This is a genomic window from Methylobacterium iners (genome assembly GCF_022179305.1).
In the GTDB taxonomy this organism is placed as follows: domain Bacteria; phylum Pseudomonadota; class Alphaproteobacteria; order Rhizobiales; family Beijerinckiaceae; genus Methylobacterium; species Methylobacterium iners.
Genome location: NZ_BPQP01000072.1, coordinates 59204 through 70864, shown reverse-complemented (window position 1 = coordinate 70864; position 11661 = coordinate 59204). Strand labels below are relative to the sequence as shown.

The 11661-nt window shown below is 68.4% G+C and carries 8 protein-coding genes; 3 read left to right on the top strand and 5 right to left on the bottom strand.

Features of this window, described 5'->3' with window-relative positions:
* Window positions 1-54 precede the first annotated feature (54 nt).
* Window positions 55-2148: a DNA topoisomerase IV subunit B gene (parE, locus tag MFF55_RS20990; protein WP_238246058.1), complete on the bottom strand. Its 2094-nt coding sequence runs from the start codon at window positions 2146-2148 to the stop codon at window positions 55-57.
* Between the two features lie 255 nt (window positions 2149-2403).
* Between parE and MFF55_RS20985 the strand changes: the two genes are divergently transcribed.
* A complete protein-coding gene (locus tag MFF55_RS20985) occupies window positions 2404-2802 on the top strand; it encodes a hypothetical protein (RefSeq protein WP_238246057.1) in 399 nt (132 codons plus the stop codon).
* 47 nt (window positions 2803-2849) lie between these two features.
* On the opposite strand, the gene MFF55_RS20980 is transcribed toward MFF55_RS20985, so the two are convergent.
* Both MFF55_RS20980 and MFF55_RS20975 read right to left on the bottom strand, forming a co-directional pair.
* On the bottom strand, window positions 2850-3560 hold the full coding sequence (locus tag MFF55_RS20980; RefSeq protein WP_238246056.1) for an SMI1/KNR4 family protein: 711 nt from the start codon (window positions 3558-3560) through the stop codon (window positions 2850-2852).
* Between the two features lie 26 nt (window positions 3561-3586).
* The gene (locus MFF55_RS20975) at window positions 3587-5221 is read right to left on the bottom strand and encodes an ABC1 kinase family protein (RefSeq protein WP_238246055.1); all 1635 of its coding nucleotides are present in this window, start codon (window positions 5219-5221) and stop codon (window positions 3587-3589) included.
* Window positions 5222-5430: 209 nt separating this feature from the next.
* Here MFF55_RS20975 and MFF55_RS20970 point away from each other — a divergent pair, with 209 nt between their 5' ends.
* Window positions 5431-6075, top strand: coding sequence for an MBL fold metallo-hydrolase (locus MFF55_RS20970; RefSeq protein ID WP_238246054.1), 645 nt, complete (start codon window positions 5431-5433; stop codon window positions 6073-6075).
* Window positions 6076-6351: 276 nt separating this feature from the next.
* Window positions 6352-8814: a DNA topoisomerase (ATP-hydrolyzing) subunit B gene (gyrB, locus tag MFF55_RS20965; protein ID WP_238246053.1), complete on the top strand. Its 2463-nt coding sequence runs from the start codon at window positions 6352-6354 to the stop codon at window positions 8812-8814.
* Between the two features lie 33 nt (window positions 8815-8847).
* Here gyrB and MFF55_RS20960 read toward each other — a convergent pair whose 3' ends face one another.
* Window positions 8848-9252, bottom strand: a complete 405-nt coding sequence (locus tag MFF55_RS20960) for a response regulator (protein ID WP_238246052.1) — start codon at window positions 9250-9252, stop codon at window positions 8848-8850.
* Between the two features lie 47 nt (window positions 9253-9299).
* A complete protein-coding gene (locus tag MFF55_RS20955; protein ID WP_238246051.1) occupies window positions 9300-11597 on the bottom strand; it encodes a PAS domain-containing sensor histidine kinase in 2298 nt (765 codons plus the stop codon).
* Window positions 11598-11661 lie beyond the last annotated feature (64 nt).

Sequence of the window (11661 nt, the reverse complement as noted above, 5' to 3'; positions counted from 1 at the left end):
CCGCGCAACCGCAGGGCTTTCTCACGCCGACACGGCTGCGTGGACGGCGGGGGCTCAGATGTCGAGCTCCGCCCCGTCGGCGAAGGCGGCGCGCTCGGAGATGAAGGCGAAGCGGGCCTCGGGTTTGTTGCCCATCAGGCGCTCGACCGCGTCGCCCGTCGAGTCCCGCGCTTCCTCGAGGACCGCGACGCGCAGGAGCGTGCGCTTCTTGGGGTCCATCGTGGTCTCCTTGAGCTGGGCCGGCATCATCTCGCCCAGGCCCTTGAAGCGGCCGATCTCGACCTTGCCGCCCTTGAACACGGTCTTGATCACCCGCGCCTTGTCGGCGTCGTCGCGGGCATAAGCGGTCTTGGCCCCCTGCGTCAGCCGGTAGAGCGGCGGGATCGCGAGGTAGAGGTGCCCGCGGTCGATCAGCTTGGGCATCTGCCGATAGAAGAAGGTGATGAGCAGCGAGGCGATGTGGGCGCCGTCGACGTCGGCGTCGGTCATGATGATGACCTTCTCGTAGCGGAGGTCCTCCGCCCGGAAGGCACTGCCGGTGCCGCAGCCGAGCGCCTGCGTCAGGTCCGAGATGAGCTGGTTGGCGCCCATCTTGTCGCGGCTCGCGCTCGCCACGTTCAGGATCTTGCCGCGCAAGGGCAGGATCGCCTGGCTCGCCCGGTCGCGGGCCTGCTTGGCCGAGCCGCCCGCGGAATCGCCCTCGACGATGAAGATCTCGGAGCCGGCCGCGCCTGCCTTCGAGCAATCGGCGAGCTTGCCCGGCAGACGGAGCTTGCGGGTCGCGGACTTGCGCGCGACCTCCTTCTCCTGGCGACGGCGCAGGCGCTCCTCGGAGCGGTCTATGACCCAGTCGAGCAACTTGTTGGCCTGGGCCGGAGAGGCCGCGAGCCAATGGTCGAAGGCGTCACGCACCGCCGTCTCGACGATGCGGGCGGCCTCGACCGTCGCGAGCTTGTCCTTGGTCTGCCCCTGGAACTCGGGCTCGCGGATGAAGACCGAGAGCATGGAGGCGCAGGTCGCCATGACGTCGTCGGTGGTGACGCCGCCCATGCGCTTGGCCTGGCCGACCCGCTCGGCATGCTCGCGCAGGGCCCGCAGCAGGGCGACGCGCAGGCCCGATTCATGGGTGCCGCCCTCGGCGGTCGGAATCGTGTTGCAGTAGGAGGCGGAGACGCCGTCCTCCACGACCATCCAGGCCACCGCCCATTCGAGCGAGCCGTGGCCGCCGGGCTTCGTCACCTTGCCCGAGAAGATCGCGTCGGTGACGAGCTCCTTGCCCTCAATGTCGCGGGCGAGGTAGTCGCGAAGACCCCCGGGGAAGCGGTGCACGGTCTCGGCCGGCACGTCCTCGATGCCCTCCAGCAGGGCGGGGGCGCAACGCCAGCGGATCTCGACGCCGCCGAACAGGTAGGCCTTGGAGCGCGCCATCTTGAAGAGGCGCCGCGGATCGAATTTGAGCGGTCCGAAGATCTCGGCATCGGGGTGGAAGCGCACCCGCGTGCCCCGCCGGTTCTGGACCCGACCGACCGTGACGAGGCCGCCCTGGGCGTGCCCGCGCGAGAAGGTCTGGCGATAGAGGACCTGGCTGCGCGCTACCTCGACCTCGAGGAGGTCGGACAGCGCGTTGACCACCGAGATGCCGACGCCGTGCAGGCCGCCGGAGGTCTCGTAGACCTTCGAATCGAATTTTCCGCCCGCATGCAGCGTCGTCATAATGACTTCGAGGGCGGACTTGCCTGGGAACTTCGGGTGCGGGTCGACGGGGATGCCGCGCCCGTTGTCGGTGACGACGAGGTGGCCGCTCTCCTCGAGCTCCACCTCGATGAAGGTGGCGTGGCCCGCCACCGCCTCGTCCATGGCGTTGTCGACCACCTCGGCGAAGAGGTGGTGGAGCGCACGCTCGTCGGTACCGCCGATATACATGCCGGGCCGGCGCCGCACCGGCTCGAGCCCCTCCAGCACCTCGATCGCGGAGGCGTCGTAGCCGGCCTCGGCCGTATCGACCGGCGGCTTCAGGGGGAGCACGGTCTTGACGGCGGGGCGCAGCGAAGCGGCGTGGATCGGTGCGCCGCCCGTGGCGAACAGGTCGACAGGCCGGCCGCGGGCTCCGGCCAGGGCGGCCGCACGTGACGTTTCGCGGTTCTTCATGAGCCAACCATACCGGAACGAAACGGAAACGTGAAGCGGCGCAGACCGTCGCGGCGGGCATCCCCCGAAGCACCCTACGCCGTCACGAGGGGCCACTCTGCCTTGAAAGCCTTAACCCTGTCTCCCCGGCCGCTCCGATGATTGTGGATCACTGGGCGGTGAAAATCTGATGCTTGATACCCATTGCGAAGGTCCGCTCGGGGGGTAGACAGCGAACAGTCGCACTCAATCGAAGACCTTCGGCGTGGGATGGTTATGGCGGTCGTCATCGTTGAGGCACCGCCGATCATCGTTCCGATTTGCACTGAGATTGCCATGGACCGCCGTCATCGCATCATTACGCGACTTCCGCTAACCGAACTGTGGGACGAGCGCAGGGACTTCCCGGAAGCGCTTTGTCTCGGTTCGATCACGCGCGACACGATTCGGCGCCTGCTCGCCGAAGGGCCGGTCCGTTTCGTGGTTGCCGACGTAGGGCGAGCGCTTGAATGGATTGATCCATCGAAGCGATTTGATTTCTGGAAGAGTGTGTCGTCTCACGTCTCACCCGATCCCGATCTCTTGGACGCCGGATCGGGCGGAAGACTCCTCCTAGCGTGGCAGTGGAGCGTTCCCGCCTTCGAGCCTGTGATCGTCCTCCAAGAGGTTCACTGATGATTGCAGCAAGTGGAGCGCTCCGACTGTGATGAGGCGGCACCCGCTCAAGGCGTCTCGTCCATCGCATTGTCGATCCAGTCTTCCATCCATTCAAAGAAAGAGACGGACCGATTTTCCATACGCCGCTTGTACGAGAAGTGGTCTGGCCAGAGTGCGGTCGCTGCCATCCACGGCTCGCCCACTGCATCCTCGGACTCACCGAACATCGTGCCCGCCTGCTCGCCAGCAATCAGCAGGCAGGAATGTGCCGTGCATCCCTGATGGCCGATCAGAATGGATCCTGAAAGACTGTCCGTTGTGATCGGATAACGAGTTCCCGACGTGGATCGGCCGCCTTGCGCGAAGTAGCGCTCAACATCGCGCGACTTGATACCACCCGCACTGAGAACATCTCCGCCGTGCCCGACGGACCTTTCCCCGATCGCGGACGTAATCTGGGAGGGCGAGTACAAACCGTAGTAAGGGCCGGCACCGCAGCCGACTTCCAAGAGCCAAGCACGAAATTCGTTGGGCAATTTGACTTCAACCTCACCCTCAAGAGCTAAAACATCATCCAGGCTGACGGGTACGACCTCGTATCCGTGAGCGTCAGCGCCGAAGACCTTTAAACCGCGATCATGGATACGGAGGAGGGTGAGCTTGCGCGTCAGTTTGGCGATGACCGAAGATGAAGCCTTATCGACAGGGTAGCAGTCGAGGAGCCCTCCTGCACGTCCGCAATGGCTCGATGGCAACCATCCACGATCGTCGTCCACCGACGGATGTCCGATACCGACCGGCCCTACTTGTTGCGCCCGAGCAGCACCAGCCAGCCGATCCCGAGCGTGAGCACGCCTATGCCGACCGTGACGAAGGCCGGCGTGCCGAGATCCATGAAGCGGGGCGCGAGCTGCGTCGCGAAGGCCGCGACGATGAGGGCCACGGCGACGCGGGCCGCCGCGCGCTCGATGCCGCGGGTCAGCTTGTCGATGCCCTTCACCTCGATCTCGACGGTGACGCGGCCCTGCTTGAGCCGCACGAGCATCAGGTGGATCAGCGTCGGCAGCTCCGAGGCCGCGCCGAACAGGCCGGCGCCCACCGCCTCGACCTTGCGCCGCAGGCCCCGGATCGAAAACTGCGCCGTGAGCCGGCTCTTCACGGTGGGACCGGCGGCCGCGAACAGGTCGAAGGCCGGATCGAGCTGGCGCATGACGCCGTCGGCGGTGACGAGCCCCTTGAACAGGATGGCGAGATCGGTGGGCATCGCAAGGTCGTTCTCGCGGGCCATGGTCATGAAGTCGGTGATGAGCACCCCGAAGTTCAGCGGCGCGCCGGCGTGCCGCGTGATGAAGGCCTGGGAGGAGGCCTCGAGCTTGGTGAGGTCGGGATTGCTGGCGCCCGTCCAGTCGAGGAGCACCGCCATGAGCCCGTCGGCATCCTCCTTCACCATCGAGGCGATGAGCATCAGGAGCTGCGTGCGGCGGCGCTCCGAGAGTCGGCCGACGATGCCGAAATCGATGAAGCCGATCCGGTTGCCGGTCATCGCCAGCATGTTGCCGGGATGCGGGTCGGCGTGGAACACGCCCTCGATCAGGGCCATCTGCAGGAAGGCGTCGGTGCCCTTCTGGGCGAGCAGGACCTTGTCGATCCCCGCCGCATCGAGTCGCGCCGGTTCGTTCGGCGGAATGCCCGCGATGAATTCCTGGACGAGCAGCCGCTCCGAGGTCCAGTCCCAGTGAATCTTCGGGATGACGATGTCGTCGCGATCGGAGAAGATCGCGGCGATGAGCTCGCAGTTGCGCGCCTCGTTGACGAGGTCGAGCTCGCCGTAGAGGCCGCCGGCGAGGTGGCGCATCTGCTCCTGGGGCTGGTAGCGGCCGAATTCGGGCCATTCCGCCACGACGATCCGGGTGGCGTGGGCCAGGAGCCGGAGGTCGGCCTCGATGATCTTGCGCAGGCCCGGCCGCAGCACCTTGACGATGACGTCCTCGCCGCTGTGCAGCCGCGCCCGGTAGACCTGGGCGATCGAGGCCGAGGCGATGGGTGTCGTGTCGAATTCGGCGAAGATCTCGGCCGGCGGTCCGCCGAGATCGGCCTCGAGCTGCGGCCGGATCTTCTCCCAGGGGATCGGCGAGACCTGGCTGTGGAGCTTGGCCAGCTCGTCGGTCCATTCGGGCGTCAGCAGGTCGGCCCGGCTCGCCAGGATCTGGCCGAGCTTGATGAAGGTCGGCCCCAGCGCCTCGATGGCGCGGCGGACGCGCTGCGGCTGCGACAGGCGCGCGACGTCGACGCGAGGCGCCTTGCGCCGGGCGAAGCGGGCGACGTGGACGAGGCCGAGGCGCTCGACGACCTTGTTGACGCCGTAGCCGATCAAAACGGCGACGATCTCGCCGAGGCGCTGGCGGTCCCGGGCGGCGACGAAGGCGGTTCTCAGCATGGACGCAAGGGACTACCCCGTCTGGCGCGGTTTCGTTGTCGGGAATGGCCGTCGGGGACCGTGCGGCCCGGTATACTTAAGCGAAAAGCCGCGGCCGAAGTTTGGCGGCTCGCGCCGGTCCACCGGATTCGCAACGATGCCCGACGCGAGGTAGAGAGGCGGCTTCCGCGCCCCTGGGCGTCCAAGCACGCGAAACGAGAGCGGTCCCGATGGCAGGTACGCCCCGCGCCGGAATCATCCCGGTCACGCCCTTCCAGCAGAACTGCACCCTGATCTGGTCGGAGGAGACCAAGGTCGGCGCCGTGGTCGATCCGGGCGGCGACCTCGACCGCATCGAGGCGGCGATCCGCGACCAGGGCATCACGGTCGAGAAGATCCTGCTCACCCACGGCCACATCGACCATGCCGGCGGCGCCGACGAGCTGCGGGAACGACTCGGCGTTCCGATCGAGGGCCCCCACGAGGCCGACCGCTACCTCCTCGACAGCCTGCCCGAGACCGGCGCCAATTACGGCCTCGACGGCGCCCGCGCCGTGACGCCCGACCGCTGGCTCGCCGAAGGCGATACGGTCACGGTCGGCGGGCTGACCTTCGAGATCCTGCACGCGCCCGGCCACTCGCCCGGCAGCGTCGTGTTCATGAGCCGCGACGCACGCTTCGCGCTCGTCGGCGACGTGGTCTTCAAGGGATCGGTGGGCCGCACCGACCTGCCCGGCGGCAACCACGAGCAACTGATCCGCGCGATCCACGAGAAGCTTCTGCCGCTGGGCGACGACGTCGCCTTCATCCCCGGCCACGGCCCGACGAGCACGCTCGGCGAGGAGCGGGTGACCAACCCGTTCCTGCAGGGGTGAGGGGCCCATCCCGGGTCGGACGCGATCATCGCCGCGTCGCGACAACCGGGTTTCGATGAGGCGTTCCAGCTGGAGCGCGGAGGGCCGATCCCGCTGCCATTGCCCCGTGCTGCCGAGAGGCGGGAAAGGGTGTCGGAATCCGGGTGATGAGGCCCGGAAACGATGCAATCTCAACGCCGAACGCCTATATCAGGTCGGCAAACGAATCGCAGGCGCGGCCGGGGCTTCAAGCCTCGGCACCAAGAGCAAGCAAGACCCGCCTGCCCGAGGGACTTCATGGCCGATCTTTCCCACGACGACGCATCACGCAACCTCGCCTCCGACGCCTATGGCGCGGAGTCCATCCGGGTGCTCAAGGGCCTCGACGCCGTGCGCAAGCGGCCGGGCATGTATATCGGCGACACCGACGACGGCTCGGGCCTTCACCACATGGTCTACGAGGTGGTGGACAACGCCATCGACGAGGCGCTCGCGGGACATGCCGACCTCGTCACCGTGACGCTGAACGCCGACGGCTCCTGCACGGTCTCCGACAACGGCCGCGGCATTCCCACCGACATCCACAAGGAGGAGGGGGTCTCGGCGGCCGAGGTCATCATGACCCAGCTGCATGCGGGCGGTAAGTTCGACCAGAACTCCTACAAGGTGTCCGGCGGCCTGCACGGCGTCGGCGTCTCCGTCGTCAACGCGCTTTCGCAATGGCTCCGCCTGCGCATCTGGCGCAACGGCAAGGAGCACGCGATGGAGTTCCGCCACGGCGATGCGGTTTCGCCGCTCAAGGTCGTGGGCGACGGTGGCGGCCGGCACGGCACCGAGGTCTCGTTCCTGCCCTCGACCGAGACCTTCACGATGATCGAGTTCGACTACGGGACGCTGGAGAAGCGCCTGCGCGAGCTCGCCTTCCTGAACTCTGGCGTGCGCATCGTGCTCACCGACGCGCGCCATGCCGAGCACAAGCGCGAGGAGCTCTACTACGAGGGCGGCATCGAGGCCTTCGTGCGCTACCTCGACCGCTCGCGCAAACCCATTGAGGGCATGACGAAACCCGTGATGGTGCGGGCCGTGCGCGATGACATCCGCGTCGAGGTTGCCCTATGGTGGAACGACTCGTTCAACGAGACCGTGCTGCCCTTCACCAACAACATCCCCCAGCGCGACGGCGGCACCCACATGGCGGGCTTCCGCGCCGCCCTGACGCGCCAGATCACCGGCTACTCGGAATCCTCCGGCATCGCCAAGCGCGAGAAGATCACTCTCACGGGCGAGGATTGCCGCGAGGGGCTGACCGCCGTCATCTCGGTGCAGGTGCCCGACCCGAAATTCTCGTCGCAGACCAAGGACAAGCTCGTCTCGTCGGAGGTCCGCCCCGCGGTCGAGAACGTGCTCAACGAGGGCCTCTCGAACTGGCTCGAGGAGAATCCGGCGCTGGCCCGCTCGGTGATGGCCAAGGTCATCATGGCGGCCTCCGCCCGCGAGGCCGCGCGAAAGGCCCGCGAGACGGTGACCCGCAAGGGCGTCCTCGACATCGCCTCCCTGCCCGGCAAGCTCGCCGATTGCCAGGAGCGCGACCCGTCGAAATGCGAGATCCTGCTCGTCGAGGGCGATTCGGCCGGCGGCTCGGCCAAGCAGGGCCGCGACCGGCACTTCCAGGCGGTGCTGCCGCTGCGCGGCAAAATCCTCAACGTCGAGCGGGTGCGCGCCGACCGGATGCTATCCTCGGCCGAGATCGGCACCCTGATCACGGCGCTCGGCGCCGGGATCGGGCGCTCCTCCACCGACCGCGAGGGCTTCAACCCGGAGAAGCTGCGCTACCACCGCATCATCATCATGACGGATGCCGACGTCGACGGCTCTCACATCCGCACCCTGCTCCTTACCTTCTTCTTCCGGCAGATGCCGGAGGTGATCGAGCGTGGCCACCTCTACATCGCCCAGCCGCCGCTCTACAAAGCGGCCAAGGGCAAGTCGGCGATCTACCTTAAGGACGAGCGGGCGCTGGAGGATTACCTCATCGACGCGGGTGTCGAGGGCGCGACCCTGCGGCTGGCCTCGGGCACCGAGTTCGGCGGCCCGCAGCTCAAGGCGCTCGTCGAGGAGGCGCGCCAGTTCCGCGGCCTGATGCAGGCACTCCACACCCGCTACGACCGCGCCGTCGTCGAGCAGGCGATGATCGCCGGCGCCTTCCGGGCCGAGGTGGCGCAGAACGCGGCCGAGGCCGAGCCCCTCGCTGAGGAGACCGCCCGCCGCATGAACCGGATCGCCGACGAGATCGAGCAGGGCTGGGAGGGCGAGGCCCGCGACGGCGGCTACGTGCTCAGCCGGACGCTCCGCGGCGTGCGCCAAGTGGTGACCCTCGATGCCTCGCTCGTCGCCTCGCAGGAGGCCCGCCGGCTCGCCGAGCGGGCCGAGGCCCTGCGCGAGATCTACGACGAGCCTGTCACCTACGCGCGCAAGGGCGACGAGACGGTGCTGCACGGCCCCGTCGGCCTGTTCGAGGCGGTGATGGCCTTCGGCCGCAAGGGCCTCCAGCTGCAGCGCTACAAGGGCTTGGGCGAGATGACCGCCCAGCAGCTCTGGGAGACGACGCTCGATCGCGACGTGCGCTCCCTCCTGCAGGTCAAGGTCAAGGACACGCAGGACGCCGACGACCTCTTCGTCAAGCTGATGGGCGACGTCGTCGAGCCCCGGCGCGAGTTCATCCAGGACAACGCGCTCAGCGTCGCCAACCTCGACGTGTGAGGCGGACGAGCGCAGGACGGCCTCCGAGCCTCCTCAGGCGATCTGGGGCGCCCCGCCGGCGTCCCGCGTCATCTCCTGAACCGTCTCGAGCACCACGCGGGCGCTGAAGGGCTTGGGGATGAAGCGGGCCTCGGAGGGCAGGTCGCGGAGGCCCGGAGCCGAGACGCCGGAAATCACCACGATCGCCACCCCCGGCCAGCGCGCGGCCACCTCGCGGGCCAGGGCGAACCCGTCGCGGCCGCCGGGCATCTGCACGTCGGTGACGAGGAGATCGATGCCGGAGCGGCGCTCGAACTGACGTAGCGCGGTCACCACGTTCCACGCCTCGAGGACCTCGAAACCCGCATCGGCGAGGAGGTCGGCCGTCTCCATTCGGATCACGGTCTCGTCCTCGACGACGAGGGCGAGGGGACGGGCTGTCGCGGCGGGTTGATCCATCCATGCCTTAAGCGTCGAGCCCGCGGATCGTTTCACGCGGTTTTCGGCTATCCGTCCATCGCGAAACCGGCCAGCGGAGCGTCGACGCGGCAGACGACGCCCTCGGGCTCGAAGCTGAGGTCGACCGCGCCGCCGACCGCCCCGGCGAGGCCCCGTTCGATCAGGCGGGATCCGAAGCCCTTCCGTTCGGGAACCGGGACGCTCGGCCCGTTCTGCTCGACCCAGGTCAGGTGCACGTTCGGCTCCTCGGGGCCGGCATCGATCGTCCAAGTGATCGCGATGGAGCCCTCGGGAACGGAGAGCGCACCGTACTTCGCCGCGTTGGTCGCGAGTTCGTGAATCATCAGCGACAGGGAGAGCGCCGCCTTCGAGCCGATCGTGATCGGCGGGCCCTCGATCCGGAAGCGGCCGGGCTGCTGATCGTCGTGGAGCGAGAGCGCGCCCTCGATCACCTCCGCCATCTCGGCGCTCTCGGTCTCGCCCGTCAGCAGGATGTCGTGCGCCTTGCCGAGCGCGATCAACCGGGCGGCCAGGGCTTCCTTTGCGGCGTCGATGTCGGTGACGTTGCGAAGGCTCTGCGAGGCGATGGCCTGCACCATCGAGAGCGTGTTCTTCAGGCGGTGGCTGAGCTCGCGGTTGAGGATGCGCTGCTGCTCGTCCGCCGCGATCCGGGTGAGGCCGCCGAAGGCGCGCTCGGCTACCTCGCGGGCGAAGGCGATCTCTCCCGAAGTCCAGGCGCGGGGTTCCCGCTCCTGGGCGTAGAGCACGCCGACGAGGCGGCCGCGCTGGAGCAGCGGCACCTCGATCTGCGCCCGCGTCCGGATCTGCGCATAGGCGACCGCGTCCTCGGCGAGCGCGGGCGTGGCGGCGATGTCCGGGACGACGAGGGTCTCCCCGCTCCGCAACCGCTCCACCGTCGCCCGGAAGATCGAGAGCGGATGGATGTCGGCAAGGCTTGCGATCCGGTGGTCGGTCCAGTCCTGCGCGACCGTGAACACGCCCTTGGCGAGGTCGACGATGGCGTAGCCCGCCCGCGCCACGGCAAGGGTGCGGCCCAGGATCTCGGCCGTCGCGGTCACGACCTCGCCGCTCGTCTGCAGGTCGCGCAGGCGGTCGCTCAATGCGATCAGGGCGTCGCGCCGGGAATCCTCGAGCTTCTCCTCGGTGATGTCCTCGATCATCGCGGTGGCGTAGGTCGTCTCGCCGAGCCGCTGCGAGACGAGGTTCACCCGCGCCCAGATGATCCGGCCGTCCTTGCGGCGGTAGCGCTTCTCGAAACGCTCCTGGATGGTCTCGCCGGTGGCGAGGCGCCGGTGCAGGGCGTCGCGTTCGGCCGCGTCCTCCGGCGGCGTCCAGCGGGCCAGGGAATGGCCGACGATGTCCGCCTCCTCCGCGCCCCAGATCGCGCGGAGCTTGGCATTGACCCGCAGCACCGTGACGCTCAGCGGATCGAACTGCACGATGCCGACATTGGCGCCCTCGAACACCGCCCGGAATTGCGCCTCGGCTTGGCTTCGCTCAGTGATATCGAGCATCGCGCCGATCATCCGCAGGGGTGCTCCGTCGGCCCTCCGCACCATGAAGCCGCGATCGAGCACCTCGGCGTAGCGTCCGTCGGCGCGCCGGAAGCGGTATTCGTGGCTCCAATCCTCCGCGCTCCCGTCGATGACGGCACGGATGTCGGTCTCGACCATCGCCCGGTCGTTGGGATGGATCCGCGCCAGCCACCAGGCGCCGGTCGGCTCGACCTGCGCGGGCTCCCAGCCATAGGCGGTGCAGAGCGCCTCGTTCCACAGGACGCTGTCCGCGACGAGGTCCCAGTCCCAGATCGCGTCGTTCGTCGCCCGCGTGACCAGGCGGTAGCGCTCCTTCGTCGCGAGGAGCGCGATCTCGATCCCCTTGCGCTCGGTGATGTCGCGGACGGTGCCGACGATGCGCGTCGCCCGGCCCTCCGACACCACGAGTTGGCCCCGCGCGGCGAGCCAGCGCATGATTCCGTCCGGGCTGATCACCCGGTACTCGCTGTCGAACACGCCGGACCCGAGCGGGTCGATGGCCGCCTGGAGGGTCGCGTCCACCCGCGACCGGTCCTCAGGATGCAGGCCGGGAAGGAAGGTGCCCGCGTAGGTGACGGCGCCGTCACGGTCGACGCCGAACATCGCCCGCGTCCGCGCATCCCAGCGCAGGACGTCGCGGGTCAGATCGTAATCGTAGATTCCGACGCCCGTGGCCTCGACGGCGAGGCGCAGCAGCATCGCGCTCTCGCCCAGCGCCTGCATGTCCGCGGCCTCGGCGTCGAGCGCGGGCCCGTCGCCGGTCGTGGTGGGTGCGGGCGGCTGGCTCATCGGGGCGCGTGAGCTCGGTCTCGTGCCGGGGCGTGGCCGGGCGCGTCGGGATCTCATGGTCCGT

Excerpts from the sequence above, each read along its gene's own strand:
- parE (WP_238246058.1), bottom strand. The coding sequence starts at position 2,148 with ATGAAGAACCGCGAAACGTCACGTGCGGCCGCCCTGGCCGGAGCCCGC.
- MFF55_RS20985 (WP_238246057.1), top strand. The coding sequence starts at position 2,404 with ATGGCGGTCGTCATCGTTGAGGCACCGCCGATCATCGTTCCGATTTGC.
- MFF55_RS20975 (WP_238246055.1), bottom strand. The coding sequence starts at position 5,221 with ATGCTGAGAACCGCCTTCGTCGCCGCCCGGGACCGCCAGCGCCTCGGC.
- MFF55_RS20970 (WP_238246054.1), top strand. The coding sequence starts at position 5,431 with ATGGCAGGTACGCCCCGCGCCGGAATCATCCCGGTCACGCCCTTCCAG.
- gyrB (WP_238246053.1), top strand. The coding sequence starts at position 6,352 with ATGGCCGATCTTTCCCACGACGACGCATCACGCAACCTCGCCTCCGAC.
- MFF55_RS20960 (WP_238246052.1), bottom strand. The coding sequence starts at position 9,252 with ATGGATCAACCCGCCGCGACAGCCCGTCCCCTCGCCCTCGTCGTCGAG.
- MFF55_RS20955 (WP_238246051.1), bottom strand. The coding sequence starts at position 11,597 with ATGAGCCAGCCGCCCGCACCCACCACGACCGGCGACGGGCCCGCGCTC.